This is a genomic window from Corynebacterium sp. ACRPJ, from assembly GCF_022347345.1.
GTDB classification, from domain to species: domain Bacteria; phylum Actinomycetota; class Actinomycetes; order Mycobacteriales; family Mycobacteriaceae; genus Corynebacterium; species Corynebacterium tuberculostearicum_D.
The window spans coordinates 106,666-126,630 of sequence record NZ_JAKRNC010000008.1; the positions used below are offsets into that span (position 1 = coordinate 106,666).

At 60.4% G+C, this 19,965-nt stretch carries 17 protein-coding genes; 6 read left to right on the forward strand and 11 right to left on the reverse strand.

The window, feature by feature from the left end; all coding sequences use genetic code 11:
- The first annotated feature begins 120 nt into the window (after positions 1 to 120).
- Positions 121 to 1,131, forward strand: a complete 1,011-nt coding sequence (locus tag MHY08_RS07170; protein WP_239230716.1) for a serine hydrolase — start codon at positions 121 to 123, stop codon at positions 1,129 to 1,131.
- Positions 1,132 to 1,317: 186 nt separating this feature from the next.
- Here MHY08_RS07170 and MHY08_RS07175 read toward each other — a convergent pair.
- From MHY08_RS07175 to MHY08_RS07190, 4 genes are all read right to left on the reverse strand, one after another.
- Positions 1,318 to 2,551, reverse strand: a protein-coding gene (locus MHY08_RS07175) for an IS3 family transposase (RefSeq protein WP_239230719.1) whose coding sequence is annotated in 2 segments (ribosomal slippage) — positions 1,318 to 2,263 and positions 2,262 to 2,551 — 1,236 coding nt in all. Because the reading frame shifts where the segments join, the coding sequence is not laid out codon by codon here.
- Positions 2,552 to 3,163: 612 nt separating this feature from the next.
- Positions 3,164 to 3,943 carry an ABC transporter permease subunit gene (locus MHY08_RS07180; protein ID WP_239230723.1) on the reverse strand — a complete coding sequence of 260 codons (780 nt, stop codon included), beginning with the start codon at positions 3,941 to 3,943 and terminating at the stop codon, positions 3,164 to 3,166.
- Between the two features lie 6 nt (positions 3,944 to 3,949).
- Positions 3,950 to 4,942, reverse strand: a complete 993-nt coding sequence (locus MHY08_RS07185; protein WP_239230725.1) for an ABC transporter ATP-binding protein — start codon at positions 4,940 to 4,942, stop codon at positions 3,950 to 3,952.
- Between the two features lie 29 nt (positions 4,943 to 4,971).
- Positions 4,972 to 5,466 carry an NUDIX domain-containing protein gene (locus tag MHY08_RS07190; protein WP_204610904.1) on the reverse strand — a complete coding sequence of 165 codons (495 nt, stop codon included), beginning with the start codon at positions 5,464 to 5,466 and terminating at the stop codon, positions 4,972 to 4,974.
- Positions 5,467 to 5,536: 70 nt separating this feature from the next.
- Here MHY08_RS07190 and MHY08_RS07195 point away from each other — a divergent pair, with 70 nt between their 5' ends.
- From MHY08_RS07195 to MHY08_RS07205, 3 genes are read left to right on the forward strand one after another with little or no spacing between them, the layout of a single operon-like run.
- On the forward strand, positions 5,537 to 6,982 hold the full coding sequence (locus tag MHY08_RS07195; protein ID WP_239230729.1) for a hypothetical protein: 1,446 nt from the start codon (positions 5,537 to 5,539) through the stop codon (positions 6,980 to 6,982).
- On the forward strand, positions 6,982 to 7,995 hold the full coding sequence (locus MHY08_RS07200; RefSeq protein ID WP_239236093.1) for a glutamate ABC transporter substrate-binding protein: 1,014 nt from the start codon (positions 6,982 to 6,984) through the stop codon (positions 7,993 to 7,995). The genes MHY08_RS07195 and MHY08_RS07200 overlap by 1 nt, the downstream gene beginning before the upstream one ends.
- Positions 7,992 to 10,565, forward strand: coding sequence for a serine/threonine protein kinase (locus MHY08_RS07205; RefSeq protein ID WP_239236095.1), 2,574 nt, complete (start codon positions 7,992 to 7,994; stop codon positions 10,563 to 10,565). The genes MHY08_RS07200 and MHY08_RS07205 overlap by 4 nt, the downstream gene beginning before the upstream one ends.
- An 89-nt stretch (positions 10,566 to 10,654) precedes the next feature.
- Here the strand turns inward: MHY08_RS07205 and MHY08_RS07210 are convergent, their stop codons facing one another.
- From MHY08_RS07210 to pta, 4 genes are all read right to left on the reverse strand, one after another.
- Positions 10,655 to 11,209: a PIN domain-containing protein gene (locus MHY08_RS07210; RefSeq protein ID WP_301438109.1), complete on the reverse strand. Its 555-nt coding sequence runs from the start codon at positions 11,207 to 11,209 to the stop codon at positions 10,655 to 10,657.
- Positions 11,209 to 11,655 carry a helix-turn-helix domain-containing protein gene (locus MHY08_RS07215; RefSeq protein WP_239236099.1) on the reverse strand — a complete coding sequence of 149 codons (447 nt, stop codon included), beginning with the start codon at positions 11,653 to 11,655 and terminating at the stop codon, positions 11,209 to 11,211. The genes MHY08_RS07210 and MHY08_RS07215 overlap by 1 nt, the downstream gene beginning before the upstream one ends.
- 137 nt (positions 11,656 to 11,792) lie before the next feature.
- Positions 11,793 to 13,016, reverse strand: a complete 1,224-nt coding sequence (locus MHY08_RS07220) for an acetate kinase (protein ID WP_005329836.1) — start codon at positions 13,014 to 13,016, stop codon at positions 11,793 to 11,795.
- Entirely contained in the window at positions 13,017 to 14,378 is a 1,362-nt protein-coding gene (gene pta / locus MHY08_RS07225) for a phosphate acetyltransferase (RefSeq protein WP_204610894.1), read from the reverse strand.
- Positions 14,379 to 14,606: 228 nt separating this feature from the next.
- On the opposite strand from pta, the gene MHY08_RS07230 reads away from it, so the two are divergent.
- Positions 14,607 to 15,968: an FAD-dependent oxidoreductase gene (locus tag MHY08_RS07230; RefSeq protein WP_204610892.1), complete on the forward strand. Its 1,362-nt coding sequence runs from the start codon at positions 14,607 to 14,609 to the stop codon at positions 15,966 to 15,968.
- A 3-nt stretch (positions 15,969 to 15,971) separates the two neighbouring features.
- Positions 15,972 to 16,454, forward strand: a complete 483-nt coding sequence (locus MHY08_RS07235) for a GNAT family N-acetyltransferase (protein ID WP_239236101.1) — start codon at positions 15,972 to 15,974, stop codon at positions 16,452 to 16,454.
- Here the strand turns inward: MHY08_RS07235 and purT are convergent.
- The 3 genes from purT to MHY08_RS07250 all read right to left on the reverse strand — a co-directional run.
- On the reverse strand, positions 16,451 to 17,803 hold the full coding sequence (gene purT, locus MHY08_RS07240; protein WP_239236102.1) for a formate-dependent phosphoribosylglycinamide formyltransferase: 1,353 nt from the start codon (positions 17,801 to 17,803) through the stop codon (positions 16,451 to 16,453). The two genes, MHY08_RS07235 and purT, sit on opposite strands and share 4 nt — an antisense overlap.
- Before the next feature lie 151 nt (positions 17,804 to 17,954).
- Positions 17,955 to 18,812: a class F sortase gene (locus tag MHY08_RS07245; protein WP_239236103.1), complete on the reverse strand. Its 858-nt coding sequence runs from the start codon at positions 18,810 to 18,812 to the stop codon at positions 17,955 to 17,957.
- Between the two features lie 155 nt (positions 18,813 to 18,967).
- A partial coding sequence (locus MHY08_RS07250) for a VaFE repeat-containing surface-anchored protein (protein WP_239236104.1) occupies positions 18,968 to 19,965 on the reverse strand: 998 nt, incomplete at its 5' end.

Genomic DNA, 19,965 nt, shown 5'->3' on the forward strand with positions numbered 1-19,965 from the left:
TGGTAAGAATGTAAACGTTACTTGAAAGCTCCTGGTTGTAGCCGGGGGCTTTTCTTTGCATTTCTACCCTCATACGAGAGTGGGCGGTTGCGAGATTCGGCGCTGGTATGCTGACCAGGTATGAAGAGGCCTGCCCGTCTTACAAACGTGTCAGCGTCAAATGGTGACACTTCTCTCGCCGCTTTATTGTTGGAAGCCTTGCCGCTAAACCGCCCCGTGTATGCAGCTTGTCTCGCGGCAGTCGGTCCGCAAGGTGCTCGCATCGCTACCATTGGATGTGATCTGAACGATACGTTCCACATAGGTTCAATCAGCAAAGCTCTCAACGGCCTGATTTACACCGAGATGGTCCATGCCGGGCTCATATCACCGCATAACCGGCTTGCTGACTACCTCCCACTGGCAGGAACAGCCGCCGGTGAAGCAACTTTGGAGTCCTGTCTGACTCATACCTCGGGTCTGCCGGCCACAGGTGGGGCAACTCGTGCAGCAGCCAGGGCTTTAGTCGCTGTACTGATAGGTGGTGACCCGCAACCGGAGAGCGTCGAGGCATTGATAAATCAGCTTCGAAAATCGCGTGTTAGTAATCCTGGCCGTTTCAGCTATTCCAACCTCGCAGCCTCGGCGTTAGGGCATGCTTTGGCAGCCGCCAACGGCACAGACTATTTCAACCTTGTGCGCAACAGGCTGGCGATACCGCTGGGATGTCCACGCCTACGAGCTCAGCAACCGGGACAGCGTAACCTTCCGTATGACGTTAAAGCTTTTACAGTGTGGGGCACCGAACAGCGGCCTTGGACTGGACAAGGCTACGGACCTGCTGGAGCGATCCGGGGAAGTGCCCGGGACTTTGCCACGATCTTGTCAGCCCTTCTCTCCAATGAGGATCCTTACTCTGATGCATTCCGTGTTCGCTTCACCGATGACACTGAATCTATCGCGGCAGGATGGTTTGTTGAAGACGAGCGTGATCGGCATCTGGTGTGGCATAACGGTTACGCCTCAGGCTTCGGCGCGCATATGGTGCTGGACCGAGAAAACCGCCAAGGGGCGTTTATCTCGGTGGTGAGCCCCTGGCCAGACCCGGAAATCGAGCCGATTGCGATGAGAGCATTGAACGCAGCAATGTAAGATGCCCCTGCAGGAATCGACGCAGCCACCCCTTCTTAAGCATCGGTTTTCACAAGACAATCTCGCCGGAATGCGGGCATCGTCAGATCAGTGATAACGCAGGCAGGGGCAGCATCATGGAAGGTCGACACGGGATCAGCCCTCTGAGAGCAGGTCTGGTGGATTGAAGTGTCCCGGGTTTTGTTCCTAGGCATTTGCCTTGATTTCCATTATTTCTTGGGCCGGGTTGGTTTCCCAAAACTCTGACTCAACCTCAGCTGGCGTGCGATAGCCGAGACTTTGGTGAAGCCGTACCTCGTTCCACCAATTAACCCATTCAAACGTCGCGATCTCCACGTCAACCACGCTGTCCCACGACCGCCGATGAATCAGCTCATTTTTGTAGGAACCGTTGACGTTTTCGGCCAAAGCATTGTCATAGGAATCTCCTACTGCCCCGGTAGAGGCAGCAATTCCATACTCAGCCAGCCGTTCGTTGTAGACAATGCTGACGTACTGTGAGCCATGATCTGAATGATGAATCAGCCCCGTTGTTTCCTTCGCGCTGACAATCGCCTGATTAAGCGCCTGCAGCGGCAGCGCCTCGGTACGCATTGAATCAGATAGTGCCCACCCGACGATCCTTCGGGAGAACACGTCGGTAACAAAAGCGGTGTACACGAATCCTTTTCTAGTGCGCACATAAGTAATATCGGCCACCCACAATCGGGCCGGTGCCGGGGCGTTGAACTTGCGATTAACTAAATCAGGACGCAGATCTGGTCCCTTCGGCTTGCGGGTAGTAATAGGAGACTTACCTTTACCTTTGCCTCTGACTCCAGCAAGACGCATCAGGCGTGCGGTCTGCTCACGGCCAATGTCGATTCCTTCACGGCGCAGAGTATGCCACATCTTACGGATGCCGTAGACGCCAAAATTTTCTTCATGGACCTCGGCGATGTGCCCGACTAGAGCAGCGTCACGAAGACTGCGGGCACTCATACCACGGGCTTTTGATTGGCGGTATCCACGGGACGTGATGAAACCGCCAACACGGTGGGTGTTTAACGTCTCGCAAATGAACTCGATGGAGAAACGATCCCAATACTCATCGATGAACCGGATCATTTCCGACGTTTTGAGTCGAGTTCCGACGCGAAAAAGCCGAGGCAGCCTTCAGTAGCTCATTGGTGTCGCGTAGATCTTGATTTTCACGGCGTAGCCTCGCGTTTTCCGCGGCCAAGTCTTCAGGCACAGGTTCTGGGATGCTTCCCGCACGACGGGCCTGCTGGGTCCACTGACGAGCCGTGTGCCATGAAACCCCCAACTTTGGAGCTACTGCCTGGCACGCGGCTTGCATCGACATATTTTCCGCCAAGATACGGTCCTCTACAAGACGGACCACACGGTCCTTCGCATCCTGGTCAAATTTTCTTGGCATATTCCAGATTTTCCCATCTACTCAGACGGAACAAAACCTGGGACACTTCAAAGGAATGGGTTATATGGCTTTGTCTCCTAATAGCGCTAGTGGGGTTTGTTATTTTTTCTTGGCTACGACGATGAGCCCAGCTGGGGGCGTTATAACGGGCGTATGTCTACTAGGCCTAACCGTTTCCGGAATCGTTTCGAGCCTCCAAGGGGCAGCGACTGGATGGATTATTTTCTTCCAGATTTCTACCTTATTGCTTGCGTGGTGGGCCTCGGAAAGCCTCAAAGGGCCAAATCAAAGGTGGATTGAATAAGAAGGGTTGGAATGACTGACATTGTTCATGAAGCCCAGGACACGCACCTGCGCGCTGTTTATCAAAGCCCACGGGGGCGGTGGAGACTACGAGTACGCGCTAGACGCCGCCACGCTCGCCCGCCTCGTGCGCCTCGTGCTCGCAGCACAGAGGGCACTTTCTTGACAGCGTCCCGCAGATAACCCAGACGAACTTCTAGGCTTAGCCACCAGCCTCAAAAGAAAGCCGTTGTGGAGACAAGTAACCGCCCCGGCAGGCAGCGAATGAACTGCCAGCCGGGGCGGTAAAGAGCTTAAGCGGTGAGATGCTTAAGCGTCGCGCTTTTGCAGCAAGATGACACCGAGGACCCACAGGATAACGGCCCAGGCAATAAATACCAGGCAGTATCCCCAGGATTCCTTCCACGGAGCATCCACCGGATCTATCTCCCAAAGCCAAGACTGGAAAGACTTGAACGGCATGAAGTTAACCAGCTTGCTACCAACCTTGGGGATGCTGGCCACAAGATTATCCACGCCGAGGAAGAGGATGAGGCCGATAGCCACAGCACCAGCCGTCGAACGCAGCAGCAGGCCTAGGCCTTGTGCGAAGAGGACAAGGAGCGCGGCGGCTAGGGGGTACTTCCACAGCTGCTTTTGTCCCATCTCATCGTCCCAAGGGTGGAATTGCGCGGCTACCTCATCGTGGGCAAAAAGCTCGGTAAGCAGGTAGGCGCCCGCCACGGCGATGAAGGTCAGCGCGGCCGCGATAACCGCGTACATGAGCAGCTTGACCAAGGCCACCGACCAGCGGCGCGGGGTAGCCATAAACGTGATGGTCTGCGTGCCGTAGCGGTACTCGGTGGTCACGATCATGATGGCTTGGATCATGAGCACGGGCAGGCCGAGGCCGAAAAGAACAGACACCGCGCCATCCGGGGTGATAACATCCATGCCCAACGCTGCATCCTCGGGGGTTTCTGCCGGTTGGGTAAGGCGAGCATTCAAGATAGCCCAGCCCCACACAAAGAAGAGGAATATGAAGGTGGTCCACCAGAAGGAGCGGGTGGTGTGCAGCTTGGTCCATTCGGACTTCAAGGTATTCAGCATGGCGAATTAAACCTCCTGCTGGGTGGGTCGAGCGAACGGAGTGGCGGCGCCAGCGGTGCCAGCGATGCCCGGGTTGGGGGCGCCGGTGGAGCCGTGGTACTGGACGGCGTCGCCAGTAAGCTCCATGAAGGCATCCTCCAAGGAGGCGCGCTTGAGGCTGAGCTCATTAAGCGGCACCCCGGTGGAGTAAGCCAGCTGGCCCACAAAATCGGTGGTCTGGTTGGAAATCACCAGGCGGGGGCGGCCTTCCTCGTCGGTGGACTCGGTAAAGGCGATGCCCTCGGCACGCAGCGCGGAGCTAAAGGCATCGAGATGGTCGGAGCGCACCAGCACGGAGGACTGCGAGTGGTCCTTCACAAAGTCATAGGTGGGCTGGTCCGCCACCAAGCGGCCCTTACCAATGACCACGAGGTGATCGGCGGTCTGGGACATCTCCGAGAGCAGGTGGGAGGAGATCAAAATGGTGCGGCCTTCATCGGCTAGGGCACGCACGAGCTGGCGGACCCAGCGGATGCCCTCCGGATCGAGACCATTGACCGGCTCGTCGAGGATGAGGATGCCCGGGTCACCGAGCAGCGCACCGGCGAGGCCCAGGCGCTGGCCCATGCCGAGGGAGAAGCCGCCGACCTTCTTACCGGCGACGTCGGAAAGCCCTACCAGCCCCAAGACCTCATCAACGCGGGAAGTAGAAATGCCGTTGGACTGCGCAATCCATTTCAGGTGGTTGGCGGCGCTGCGGTTGCGGTGCACCGCTTTGGCATCGAGCAAGGCGCCTACCTCACGCAGGGGCTCCCTCAGCTCGTGGTAGTGCTTGCCGTTGATGCGCGTCCTGCCGGCCGTCGGCGTGTCCAAGCCCAGGATCATGCGCATGGTGGTGGATTTGCCCGCGCCATTGGGACCCAGGAACCCGGTGACCATGCCGGGTTTTACCTGAAAGGTGAGATCATCAACGGCGCGGACAGACTTATATTGTTTAGTCAGTCCTTCTACTTCGATCATGGCACTAGCGTGCCATAAATCCGGCAACTTTACCTGTTCAATGCCTCCACGCTCTCCCGCAGGGCGGGAAAGGCGTGGCGGAAGGCGGCCAGAAGGGGGAGACTTTCTACCTCCTCAAAAGGCACCCAGCGCAGCTCATAGGACTCTTCATTAGCGGTAGTAGGAAGCGGTGCGCCAGTGCGCGTGCGTGCTAGGACGGTGGTATAGGTCCACTCCCCCGGCAGATCCCCCGCCGCGGGATAGGGCCCGGCCGTTACTCGCGCATCGAGCACCTCCACATCTTGGGGCGCAATCGCGCATTCTTCATGGGTTTCACGCAGCGCGGCCTGGGTAGGCGTCTCCGCAAAATCGCGGGCGCCACCCGGAATCCCCCAGGTATCGCCGTGATTGGTCCACGCGGCGCGGTGCTGGAGGAGCACCTTGCGCCCGGCAACGAGGAACAGGCCGGCGGCACCAAATTTTCCCCAGACGCGAATGCCGCCGGGGCCTGCCGCCCAGCCGTCTCCACTGTGAGGGTTATGCATGCTGCCTATCCTAGCCACACACGCGGGTATATGGTGGCGCCCAGCACACTGCGGGCGCTATTCTAAGTGAATGACCGAGCAGGCAGTCCGGGCAGAAAGCGTGCACGACGAGCACGCTCACCCGAGCGATCACTGGCTCGATGAGGTTACCGCGCCCACCGGCCCGGCCTTCAGCGGGCTCAGTAGCCGCGCCATGGAATGGTTCGCGGGCCCGGCGCGCCTGCTGCGCCGCTTTTACTACTTCGCCTCCACTACCCCAGGCAAGCTTTTTACGGTCACGCTCATTCTCACCGTAGCCCTAGGCGCTGCCGGCTTATCGATGTCCCAATCTTCCGCCGCCCGCCATTCCGATTTGGACGAGCTGCTAAGCACCACCGAGCCGATGTCGAATGCGGCGCACCACCTTTATAGTTCGCTTTCGGTAGCCGATACCGTGGCAACCACCGGCTTCGTGCAGGCCGGTGTGGAATCAGAGCAAAACCGCGATAGCTATAACGAAGCCATTGATGCCGCTTCGGTGGCAGCCACCGAATCCGTGCTGGGCACCACCAAAGAGGATGGTCGGGTGCGCGAGCTGGTGACCTTTATCCAACGCGAGTTGCCCGTCTATACCGCAATGGTGGAAAAGGCCCGCGCCAATCACCGGGCGGGCAATGCGGTGGCCAATTCCTATATGTCCAATGCCTCGGCGCTCATGCGCGAGCGTATCCTGCCGGCTGCCTCCGAGCTGTTTCAGCTGACCACCGCCAAGGTGAACCAGCAGCAGCAAGAGCTCACCTCGCCGCAGTGGGTGCCGCTCTCCGGCCTCTTGGCGGCGCTCTTCTTCCTCGCCGTGGCCCAATGGTGGCTGTGGCGCCAGACCCGCCGGCGTTTTAACCGCGGCTTCTTAACGGCCAGCGTGCTGCTTTTCTTGGCTATCTCCTGGGTAGCGCTATCCAACCTCGCCACCTGGTCCACCGGCCACCAGGGCTTTGAGACGGCCTCCCGCCCGTGGGATTCGCTCACGGCCTCGCGGATTGAGGCGCAGCAGGCGCGCACCTCTGAGACCCTGGCACTGGTGCTGCGCTCCTCCGAGGAGGATTCGATGGTGCGCTTTTCCAGCTCCATCAACTCCATCGAAGGGGCCCTCGAGGATTATGAAGAAGCGCTCAATGATGAGGACGTGGAGGTCACCGACCCAGAACTCATCCACAGCGCCCGGGCGGCCGCCGAGCAGTGGCGCGGTACCCACGACAAGCTCATGGGTGCGCTCAAAGACGGCGACTATGACGAGGCCATCTACCAGGCCACGGCGACCGAGCCCAAGAACGGAGAGATGACCGCGGCGCGTTCTTATGATGAGCTCGACGCGGAGCTCTCGGATCTCATTGGCCAGGCGCGCATCGCCATGCGCAGCTACTTGGAGCGCGGACTGACCGCCATGACTGCGGTGTCCTCGGCCGTGTTCCTGCTGACCTTATGCGCCATTATTGCCGTGTGGCTGGGCATCCGTCCCCGACTGCAGGAGTACCTCTAATGCGCCGCACACGCCTTACCCTCGCCACGCTTGCCTGCGCCTGCGCCGCGCTGCCGCTCGCCTCCTGCGATGTTCGCTCCACCCCGCCGCTGGAGGCGCCCGCCGAGCACGCCCTCGATTCAAAACCGGGCCCGCCGCTGCCGGAAGGGGCGAAGGTTGAAAAGGCCGGCTCCACCGCCGCGCAGCGCGCCTCTGATGAGGAAATCAAGGGCAGCTACCGCCCGGATGATAAGAAGGCGAAGGAGCGGGTGCCGGACATCGTCAAGCGCGGCCGTCTCATCGTGGGCGTCGACCGTTCCAATAACTTGATGAGCTACCGCGATGCCGCCTCCGGCGACGTGCGCGGCTTCGAGGTGGATATCGCCCGCGAGATTGCCCGCGATATCTTTGGCGATCCCAATAAGGTGGACTTCCGCTTCGTGGAATCCTCCGACCGCGTCGATACTCTCAATACCGGCGCGGTGGACATGATTGTGCGCACCATGACCATTAGCCCGGAACGCGAGCGCGACGTGGCCTTTTCCATTCCCTATATGAGCACCCAAACCCGCATGCTGGTGCTCACCAATTCCGGCATGAAGTCCGTGAAGGACGCCGCCGGTAAGACCCTATGCGGTGTGGCCGCGTCTACCGCGCTGGAAACTATCCGCGAGCACGCCCCCAAGTCCGATATCTTGGTTACCCGTTCCTGGGGCGATTGCCTGATGGCCCTACAACTCAACCAGGCCGATGGCATCGTCGTCGATGATGCCCTGCTCTCCGGCATGGCTGCCCAAGACTCCTATACCTCCATCGTGGGCGAGCCGCTAGAGACCGAGAACTACGGCGTGGCCGTGCGCCGCCCCAGCAAGCATCATGACACCCGCCCGCTGCTGCGCCAAGTAAATTCCACGCTCGAACGCATCCGCCGCGACGGCACTTGGTCTTCCATTTTTGAGGAGTGGCTCGGCGCCTACCTGGAAGAGCCCACCCTGCCGGCTGGCAAGTACATCGAGGAGGACGCTAAGCCATGAGCCATAACCCAAACTTCAGCGACGACGAGCTCGAGTACATCGAGCCCGAAAACCTCGATACCCAGCGCGCCTTCCGCCAGCCCACCAACGCCGCCAACTCCGCGCAGGAGCCGGATGCGCTGGACGATGCCCCCTTGGATGACGGCCCCGCCACCGCCGCCGTTGCTTTCGCCCCCTTTGCAGACGAAGACGAGGAGGGCACTGCGGCCGTGGCCTTCGATCCCTTCGCCGATGAGGATGAGCCCGGCGATGACGCCGGCACCTCCGCGGTTGCCTTCGATCCCTTCGCGGACGAAGACGAAGACGGCGATGGTTCCATCGACCCAGACCACATTTCCACCCTGTTAGCAGACCTAGACAATATCCGCGCCCAGCGCGAACAACAGCGCGCCCAAAAGGCCCAGGAGGACTCCTCGCAGCGCTCGCGCCGGCGCGCGCTGGATACCTTCCGTGAGCGCCGCGGTACCCACCGCGCCGAGCGCCGCGTGGCCGATGGCATGGTGCGCCTGCCCTTTATCACCCCGGCCGAGCCCACCGATGCGCTCATTGACCCCACCGAGGAATCCTCCGGCAAGAAGATTCCGCCCCCACAGCTACAGCCCGGTGACATGGTGGCCGGACAGTACGAAATCTTGGGCGTTATCGCCCACGGCGGCATGGGCTGGATTTACCTGGCCAATGACCACTTTGTCTCCGGAAGAGTGGTGGTCCTCAAAGGTATGCAGGCCCAAAAATCGGCCGATGAAACCGCCGCCGCGGTGGCAGAACGTGAATTCCTCGCCGATATTACCCACCCTGGCATCGTCAAGATTTTCAACTTCATCGATGACGCCCGGGTGCCCGGCGGCTTTATTGTCATGGAGTACGTCGGCGGGCCGTCGCTAAGAAGCAGGCGCAAAAAGCAGCCGGATAAGCTCCTGCCGGTTGATATCGCCATCGCCTATATCCTAGAAATCCTGCCGGCCCTGGAGTACCTGCATTCGCGCGGGGTGGTCTATAACGACTTAAAGCCGGATAACATCATCGTCACCGAGGACCAGGTCAAGCTCATTGACCTGGGCGCGGTCTCCGGCATTGGCGCGTTTGGCTATATCTACGGCACCAAGGGCTACCAGGCCCCGGAAGTAGCCACCGAGGGTCCTTCCATCGCCAGCGATATCTACACCATCGGCCGCACCCTGGCTTCGCTCTGCCTCAAGCTGCCCACCGAGGACGGCGTCTACCTGCCCGGCATCCCCACCCCGACCGAGGAGCCGGAGCTGCGCCGCTTCCTGTCGCTCTACCGCCTATTGCAGCGCGCCACCGACCCGGATCCGGAGCGCCGCTTTACCTCCATCAAGGAGCTGCGCACCCAGCTCTACGGAGTGCTGCGCGAGGTCATTGCCATCCGCGACGGCCTGCAATACCCCTCCCAGCACTCGCTGTTCTCGCCGCAACGTACCACCTTTGGCACCAAGCACCTAGTCTTCCGCACGGATCAGCTTATCGACGGCATCGATCGCACCGTCCAAATCACCGCCCCCGAGGTCGTCTCCGCCCTGCCTACCCCGCTGTTGGACCGCGATGACGTGGGCGCTGGCCTGCTGCAGGGCGCTTCCTATGCGGAGCCTCAGGAGGCCCTGGAGACCCTCCGCCAGGCCATGCAGACCCCCGAGTACGAGCACTCGGCTGAAATCCCGCTGGGCGTGGTGCGCTCCATGATCGACCTAGGCTATACCGGCCAAGCCCGCCAGTGGCTTAGCTCCATCGAGGACCGCCTCGGCCGCGACTGGCGTTTCCAGTGGTACGCCGGCATTACCGAACTGCTTCACGACGACTACCGCGACGCCCAGAAGTACTTCTCCACCGTCCTCGATCTTCTGCCGGGCGAGGCGGCCCCCAAGCTCGCCATCGCCGCCATCAACGAGCTCATCCTGCAGCAGCTGGACTATAGCGATACCGCGCTCATTGACCCCACCGTGGCCCGCGCCTGCTCCAATATGCATTCCACGCTGGCTGATCTCCCCAACTCCGCCTTTGAGGGCCAGCCGGAAATCTGGAACCACGTCACCCAGGATCCGGCCGCGCTGCGCTTTAACTCCATGCGCCTTTACGGCATTGTGTGGTCCACCAACCCCACCACCGTCTCCTCTTCCTTTGGCCTCGCCCGCCAGCTGCGCTCCGAGGGCCAGGTGGAGGTAGCCGTTGTGGTCCTCGACAAGGTCCCCAATGCCTCGCGCCACTATCGCATGGCCCGCTTGACGACGATCCTCCAGCTCATCGTCCACGACCTCTCCGAATCCCGCATTCGCCGCGCTGCCCGACGCCTCGAAGAGGTCCCCACCAACGAGCCGCGCTTCCTCCAGATCAAGATCGCCGTCATCTCCGCCGGCCTGAATTTCCTGCGCAATGCCGATCTCTCGCGCGCCGCCTCCCCCAACGACCTCTTTGAATACGCCTTTACCCAGCGTGGCCTGCGCACCGGTCTCTCCGAAACACTCCGCGCCCTCGCGCGCCAAGCACCGTTTAGCCGCCACCGCTACGCACTCGTTGACCTAGCCAACCAGGTCCGCCCCGTCACTACCTTCTAATCGCTACACAGGCTCGTACAGCCGCCCCACAAGCGGCGCATCTTCTAGGCCATCCTGCGCTGCATAAATCAGACGACACGTTTGAAAATTTAAGAACGAAGCATTTCAACTGCCCTCGGTGTTCCCGATAACGCTAATGCCGTTAGGACCTCGTCCACACTTCGCGGTGGCTTTTGAAAAGCGGCAGCCGCGTCCTCAATCGAATGCTGCACAATCGCGGGCGAAGAAGCGATCAACTCGCACAAAAACTCATCGGCGCTCTGCCGCCTAATGCCAAAACCATCAAGAATGGAACAAGGAAAGTCTTTTACATTTTCAGTAATGATACTTTGAGCACCACAACTAATTGCTGCCGCTAGGACATGCCTATCGTCCGGATCTGGTAGCCATAGATCATCGATTAATTCCTCGTATCCAGTCACAAGACAGTCCTCGACCGCCAAACACATCAATCTACGGGTGCGGCATAACTTTTTAGGGTTTAAATCAGGGCGATTGCGCTGCAGGTTAAAGAAGACTTCATCTAGGATTCTCTCCGTCCATCGGGCACGGAATACACCGCTACCAGCCACCCTTATCAAGACATCACGGAGCATGCTCGGGTAGAGCACATTGGCGTCATAAACAACCGTCAACCGCCCCACTAATAAAGCTCCAGGTCCTCCGATAAGGCTGTCAATTCAGCTACGGCACGGCGCTGACTGGCATCTCTTTCATTCTTGTATTTCTGCAGATCCGCAAGACTCACGCGGCGATGGGACCCAACTTTGTAGCCGGGAAGGCTCCCTTCATCAATAAGCTTTACAACGTGTGGCCGCGAAACATTGAGAAAGTCTGCTGCCTGTTGCGTGGTGAATTCGGATTCCTCGGGCACTACGCGGACCGATTTCCCTGCCGCTTCGATGGCGAGAACTTTCTGCAGGGTTTCGGCGATCTCTCGTGGAATTGCGATTATTTGCTCGGTTCCTTGCACGAATATATCCACTGGTGCCGGTGAATCTTCTGCCTCCAACACAGAATTGAGCCTTAATAAAGCCTCTTCCGCTGGGCTGGTACCCCGAGTTGTCCCGCCATTTTGTAAGTCCTTCATACCCCCACCCTACAGAATAAACAAAATAAACGAAACGCTTGCTGTACTAGGTTCAGAGATAAAAAAGAGGCGCGCGGCCCTTTGCGGACCGCACGCCTCTCGTTCACATTCCAGCTTCTAACTGGACATAAGAGTCCTTACTTGTAGAGGCCAGCCTCACGCGCCATTGCGGCGATTTCGGCGGACTTCTGAGCGATAGCCAGCTCCTCGTTGGTCGGAACGACAAAGACCTTAACCGGGGAATCCTCGGTGGAGATCATGCGCGGCTGGTCGGAACGGACCAGGTTGCGCTCCTTATCAAAGTGGATGCCGTACATATCCAGGTTGTACAGGGAGTCCTGACGAACCTCGGTATCGTTCTCGCCCACACCGGCGGTGAAGGTGATGGCGTCCACGCGGCCCAGGGCAATCATGTAGGAACCGATGAAGCGGCGCAGCTGGTGGATGTAGATGTTATAAGCCAGCCAAGCGTCTTGGTCCTCGTTGTCGATGCGCTCGCGCAGCGTACGGAAGTCGTTAACGCCAGAGATGCCCTTGACACCGGACTGCTTGTTGAGCAGGTTATCAATCTCATCCACGCTCATGCCCGCCTGGCGAACGAGGTGGAAGATGATGCCCGGGTCAATATCACCGGAACGGGTACCCATAGCCAGACCGGCCAACGGGGTCAGGCCCATCGAGGTATCGATGGCGCGGCCATTGCGGATGGCTGCAGCGGACGCACCGTTGCCCAGGTGAAGAGTGATCTGGTGGGTGTGCATCGGGTCGCGGCCCAAGAGAGCCGGCACCTGCTGGGAGACGAACTCGTGAGAGGTGCCGTGGAAGCCGTAGCGACGGATATCGTACTTGGATGCCACCTCATTGTTGATGGCATAAAGCGCAGCTGCCGGCGGCAGGGTGTTAAAGAACGCGGTATCGAAGACGGCAACGTGCGGAATATCCGGCAGCATCTTGCGGGCCACGCGGATGCCGTCCAGGTTGGCCGGGTTGTGCAGCGGAGCCAGCGGGATGAGGTCTTCAATCATGGACTCAATCTGGTCCACGATGAGCTGTGGCTCGGAGAAGAGGCGGCCGCCGTGAACAACACGGTGACCAACGGCGATAACATCCACGTCGGTTGGGCCAACGTTGTGCTCGCTCATGATGGCAAAAGCGCGCTCAAGGCCGAAGGAGTGAGTAGGGATTTCCAGCTCTTCCTTGTATTTCTCACCACCGGTCTTGACGGTGACGGCGCCGAGGGGCTCGCCAACCTGCTCGACCAGACCAGAAACCAGCGGGGTATCCGTGGCGCTGGATTCGGGATCGACCAGCTGGAATTTAACGGAGGAAGAACCTGAGTTAAGGACCAGAACGTATGACATTTATTTCTCTCCAGCCTGAATAGCGGTGATTGCAACGGTGTTGATGATGTCCGGAACGGTCGCGCCACGCGACAGATCGTTTACCGGCTTGTTCAGGCCCTGCAGGATCGGGCCCACGGCGAGCGCGCCGCCGGTGCGCTGTGCCGTCTTGTAGCCGATATTGCCGGCCTCCAAGTCCGGGAAGACGAAGACGTTGGCCTGACCGGCAACGTCAGAATTCGGCATCTTCTTAGCCGCAACGCCTGGGTCGCAGGCGGCGTCGAACTGCAGCGGACCATCCACCTTGACGGAAGAATCCAGCTTCTTGGCGGCTTCGACGGCGGCCACTGCACGGTCAACGTCCGGTCCGGAACCGGAAGTGCCGGAGGAGTAGGACAGCATGGCCACGCGTGGGTCGATGCCGAACTGGGAGGCGGTCTGTGCGGAAACGATGGCGATCTCGCCCAGCTGCTCGGCAGTAGGGTTCGGGTTGACGGCGCAGTCACCGAAGGCCCACAGGCGGCCACGCATGACCATCAGGAAGATGGAGGAGACCACGGAAGCGTTCGGCTTGGTCTTAATGATCTGAAAGGAAGGCTTGATGGTGTGGGCGGTGGTGTGAGCAGCACCGGAGACCATGCCATCGGCCAAGCCCTTGTGCACCATCATGGTGGCGAAGTAGGAGATGTCCTTCATCGTCTCGCGAGCCTGCTCGAGGGTGACGCCCTTCTTCTTGCGCAGCTCGGCAAAGTCGGCGGCGAATTCCTCTGCCAACGGGGACTCGAGGTGGTTGATGATCTCGGCACCAGCCAGGTCGAGCTTGAGCTCTTCGGCACGGGCCTTGATATCAGCCTCGTCGCCCAGGATGGTCAGCTTGGCAACCTTATCGCGCAGCACCACGTGGGCGGCCTCGAGGATGCGGTCATCGTCACCCTCTGGCAGAACGATGTGCGAACCGGCGGCGCGGGCCTGGTCAATGAGCTGCTTCTGGAAGAGGTCTGCGGACATGACCGGGGAGACGTCGCCAAGCGCAGCAAGTGCGCCCGGAACCGCTTCCAGATCGGTGAAGATGCCAGCGACGGTAGCCCCCAGGGATTCCGCATTGTGCTGGGCAAGCTCGCCGGTGCGCTGCGGGGCACCGGAAATGATGGCCAGCGGCAGGCCAAGGGCGGCAGCTACCTCAGCATCGAAGGCGATATCGCCGGTGCCCTGCGCCACGATGTTCTCAGCGGCGGGAGCCTCAGCAAGTACGGCGGCGACGGTGGCATCGAAGTCTTCGAGGCGGATGAGCTCCGCGCCTAGGTCTTTAGCCAAGGCGGGCACGTCGAGGCCATCGAAGCCACGGCCGATAGCGCTAATAACTGCGGAATGGGATGCAGACATGCAATTTACCTTTCAGTCACGGTCACTTGAACACAATTAACGCGTGTCATAACTTCATGTCAGCCATCACAGTTATTAACACGCGGTGACTATTCCACTGTACGCGATTTACCCCCTCCTATGCCCCATCGTGACCTCCCTAAACTGGGGTTAGTAACGCTGTGGTTTTTATCGCATAGTGACCGCGTAGAATATGCAGCACAACGAAAGAAAGGACTCCCTAAGCACATGACTACCCCAGTGCGCGTCGCCGTGGTCGGCTCCGGCCCGGCAGGCATTTACGCCTCTGACCTTCTAGTGAAATCCGACCTCGATGTGCAGATCGATCTTTTTGAAAAGATGCCGACGCCGTTCGGTTTGATCCGCTACGGCGTGGCACCGGATCACCCGCGTATTAAGGGCATCGTGCAGTCCCTGCACAACGTTATGGAAAAGGAAGAGATCCGCTTCCTAGGCAATATCGAGGTGGGCAAGGACATCACCGTCGAGGAGATGCGCGAGTATTATGACGCCATTATCTTCGCCACCGGCGCTACCGCCGATAAGCGCATGGGCATCCCGGGCGAGGATCTCAAGGGCAACCATGGCGCCGGCGAATTCGTGGGCTTTTATGACGGCAACCCCAACTTCGAACGCGATTGGGATCTCTCCGCAGAGTCCGTCGCCGTGGTTGGTGTGGGCAATGTCTCCCTCGACGTCTCCCGCATCCTGGCTAAGACCGCGGACGAGCTGCTCGTGACGGAGATCCCCGATAACGTTTATGAGGCGCTGAAGAAGAACCGCGCCAAGGAGGTCCACGTCTTCGGCCGCCGCGGCCCGGCGCAGGCTAAGTACACGCCGAAGGAGCTCAAGGAGCTGGACGAGTCCCCGACCATCGAGGTCATCGTCAACCCCGAGGACATCGAGTATGACGCCGCCTCCGAAGAGGCCCGCCGCACCGCCAAGTCCACCGACCTGGTATGCCAGACCCTCGAGTCTTACGCCATGCGCGAGCCGGGCGATGCCCCGCACAAGCTCTACATCCATTTCTTCGAGTCCCCGGTAGAGGTATTGGGCGAGGACGGCCACGTCACCGCCATCAAGACCGAGCGCACCGAGCTCAATGGCGATGGCTCCGTAACCGGTACCGGCAAGTTCACCGAGTGGCCGGTGCAGGCCGTCTACCGCGCGGTGGGCTACCACCCGCAGTCCGTCGACGGCGTACCTTTCGACGAGACCCAGGCCACCATGCCTAACGACGGCGGCCACGTGCTGGCCAATGTCGACGGCGAGAAGCTCCCTGGCCTCTACACCACCGGCTGGATTAAGCGCGGCCCAGTAGGCCTGATTGGCAATACCAAGTCCGATGCCAAGGACACCACCACCATGCTCATCGCCGATTACAAGGCAGGCGACTTAGAGCCGGCCACCAAGCGCGATCCGCAGGATATCCTGGACTTCCTGGCTTCCCGCGATATCGCCGTGACCACCTGGGAGGGCTGGCACCGCCTGGATGCCGCCGAGCGCGCCGCTGGCGAGCCGCACGGCCGCGAGCGCATCAAGATCGTCGAGTGGGACGAGATGGTCAAGCACGCCGGCCCGCAGGCCTAATCCGTGCCGCATATCATTTCCGCCGCGCCCCTGGGGCAGCTGGCGGCCTTGGACGTCCACCAGCTCTACAAGCTGCGGGTGGACGTCTTTGTGCACGAGCAGCGCTGCCCATACGCCGAGATTGACGCCACCGACGCCGATCCCCAGACCGTGCACCTGCTGGCCTGGGACGCAGACACCCACGAGCTGCTTGGCACGGCCCGCGTCTTTCCGGCCGCGCCCACTGACGCCGCGCTTGCCGACGCCGCCGGCGCCCAAATCGGCCGCTTCGCACTCGCGCCCGCCGCGCGCGGCACGGGCCTCGGCCGCGAACTCTTCCAAGCGGCCGTCGACCTAGGCGAGCGCATGCACCCAGGCCAGCCGCTCTACCTGGAGGCGCAGGCCGGCCTCGTGGACTATTACGCCGGCTTTGGCTTTACTCCGGTAGGCGAGCTATTCGACGACGAGGGAGTCCCTCACCAGCCGATGCTGCGCCCCGCTTCCTAGTCGGCGTCATCCACGCCGGAGGCAAGCTTCGGGTCGAGCTCCACGCCGCCCTCGTATTCCACGACCTCGATATCGGGAACGTTATCCGCCTCCGGCTCGATGCCGCGCGCACCACCCTGGGCCAAAAGGCCCGGCGTGGAGGTCACCTCGATCTTGTGCGCCGCTAGTGCTGCGCGGTCGCGCGCCTCCTCCGCGCTTTCCGCGGTGGCAGACACCAAGCCCATGCGACGGCCCTTGTAGGCCCCGGGCTTGCCAAAGAGCTTCACGTCCGTCTCGGCGTAGTTGAGGGCCGCGGCGACGCCGGTATAGGCCACCTCATTTAACTCCTCGTCCGCGTGGATGACCACGCTGGCGCCAGGGGTGACCAGGGTGGCGTCGATGGGGTAGCCCAAAATCGCGCGCGCATGCAGGTCAAAGGCGGAAAAACGCTGGGTATAGCAGGTCAGCATCGCCGTATCCGAGGGCCGCGGGGACACGGAGGAAAAGTACACATCATCGCCCGAAACGAAGAGCTCCACGCAGTACACGCCGCGCCCGCCCAACTCATTAGAGATGCGCGCGGCCACCGAGCGTGCGTTTTCCAGCGCGATTTCGCTCATGCCGGTAGGCTGCCACTCCTCCACAAGGTCGCCGCGCTCATGGCGGTGACCGATAAGCTCGCTAAACCACGTGGCCAACTTGCCCGTCGCCGGATCGATGGAACGGATAGCCAGCAGGGTGACCTCGAGGTCAAAGTCCACGAAGCGCTCGGCCACCACGCGCTGCGAATCCGAGGACACGCGCCGCACAGTCTCCCATGCGGTGCGCACATCCTCCTCGTCGCGAGCAATCATGTGGCCCTTGCCGGAGGTGGACACATCCGGCTTAATAATGCACGGAAAGCCCAGCTCCCCCACCGCTTCCTCGAGCTCCTCCACGGAGCTAGCAAAGCGATACGCGGAAACCGGCAGCCCGATATTCTCCGCCACCTCGCGCACGCACTGGCGGTCCTGCGTCATGGCGCAGGCGCGGGCGGAGGGGACCACGATGGCGTCGCTATGCGCTTCCATCTCCTCCAGCGCTTCTACCGCAACGGTTTCTACCTCTGGAACCACAAAGTGCGGCTGAATCTCTTGGGCCAGCTGCAGGATGCGCCCGGTGTCCTTAATATCGGCGACGTAGCTAAACTGCGCCACCTGGTGCGCCGGCGCGCCCGCATACGAGTCCACCGCGTGGACCTCCAAGCCCAGGTTCTGGAAGGACATGGCCAGCTGCTTGCCCAGCTCGCCCGAGCCCAGCAGCAATACCTTGGTGGCATTGCTGGTCAGCGGCGTGCCAATATGACCGGCGATCTCGCCTGGATTATCCATGAAAATGCTCCTTCTAAGCCGCAGGCAGCGGCGTTTACTGCCCTAAATTATTTCATATTTAGGCCCCAACCCCACCACCTACATGCCAGGTGAGCCGGATAAGCAAAGGCGCCCTGTGGGCAATTCCACAGGGCGCCTTAAAAGGTTCAGCCTAGGCTGCAGGTGCCTCAGCCGGTGCCTCGGCTGGGGCTTCGGCCGGAGCCTCCCCTGCCGGCTGCTCGGCGGGCTGCTCTGGCTCGCCTACCGGCTCCGCCACGGTAATGATGTTGTCCTCATAACCCAGCGCGCCGCCAACAAACTGGCCGCCGCAGGTAATGAGAACCAGGCGGTTCTCGCCTTCCTTATCATTAACCACGTCCGGGAATCCGGAGCCCTTAGGCAGGCGGTACGGCGCCTCAGTTACGCGGAAGGTGCGCTCCTGGCCGTCGATGACCACGGTAAATTCCTGGTCCTTCTTCAGCTTGGTGAACTTCTCCGCATAACCGGTTCCCTGGCCCTGGTAGTTAATGTGGCCGGTAATCACACTCGAGCCCACGTTGCCCGGCTCACCCGGCACAGCGGAGGCGGAGTACCAGCCCACGCGGGTGACGTCGTGTGGCGGAAGCAGCACGCCCTGGTCCGTGACCTGTACGGGGTCTACGGCCGCATATTCGCCATCGATACCCACGGACATGCCCTCAAAGCCCTTGAACTCACCAGGCGCGGCCTCATACTCGTGCTCCTGCTGGCCCGAATCATCCACGAAGGCATCGGATTTCGGCCCGGATTCCTCCGGTGCGCTCTCGCTGGCCACCGTCTCCGGCGCCGAGCCGGCCTCATCCTCATCATCGCGCGCCAGGTACAGCACTACCTGCAGCAAGACCAACGCCACCGCAATGATGGCCGCGATAATAGCGATCAGCTTGCCACGGCCCATGCCCCGCTTGTCGACGCCCCCTTCTTCCCCACTCGCCGGATACTGCGACATTCCATTGTCTTCTGGCTGCTGTGGTTGCGCGTGCTTTCCCATAGCTAGCTTCCTCTACTTCCTCGATTTGTCTACCTTGTGCAGGTTATATGCAAATCCCCTCCAGCGTGTGCAGTCACACCCTGGAGGGGATTTTTGGTGTTTAAGTCTCAACCCCGGTGGGGCGACCCGCGGGCCGCCTCACCGATGCTTATGGACTACTTGATGTAATCCTGCATACCCGGCTCAAGCTCGGTTGCGCCGGACGGTACGGACTTAATCTCAACGCGCTCGGCGTTGGATGGCAGTGCGTTGCCAGTCTCTTCAGGTTCCTGACCTTGGACCTCGACGCCACGGCCGTGTCCATTGTCAGAGTTGCCGCCCTGAGGAACATCCTGACCCTTGTCCTCGTGACCATTGCCGCCATTGTGGCCGTCGGTGTGCTTACCGTTGCCACCATCGTGGTTACCGGTGTTGTCACCGTGGCCACCGTTGTGGCTGCCGTGGTCATTGTGGTCGTGGTGATCCTTGATGATCTTGCCCAGGCCGATACCCGGAATCAGGATGAGCCACCACGGAGTCTTGCCCTTGGAGGAACCATGGGAAGAACCGTTAGAGGAACCATCCGAAGAACCGTCTGGGGTGTCCTGATCGTGAACCTCGTGGGAGATTACGGTCTGATCCTCATCGTTGATGTCCTTGTGCTCAGCAATGTGGTTCGGCTTCTCCGGAGTTACGTCCGGGGTGTCCTCACCCTTGTCGTTGACCTCAGTGGAGGTGAGCTCCTCGAAGGCAACCGCAGCCTGGACAGGCTCCTTCACATCATCGTTAACGGTGATGGTGACAGGCTCCATGCCCTTGGACTTCTTCGGGGTGAAGGTAGCTTCACCCTTGCCCAGAACAGACTTGCCGTCCTTCTTGTTAATGAGCTCAGCCTTCAGGGTGTATTCCTTACCCGGAACCAGACCCTCGTAGGAAACCTCGTCAACAATCTTGGCACCAGCAACAACTGCGTGGGAACCCTTCTCGAAGTCCGCGTTAGTGGTGATCTTCGGAGTCTTCTCAGAATCCTCGGAAGTCACAGTCTGGTTCTCGTCGTTGATGTCCTTGTGCTCAGCAACGTCGTTCGGCTTCTCCGGAGTGGTATCCGGAGTGTCCTTGCCATCCTTGTTGACCTCAGTAGAGGTGAGCTCCTCGAAAGCAACCGCAGCCTCAA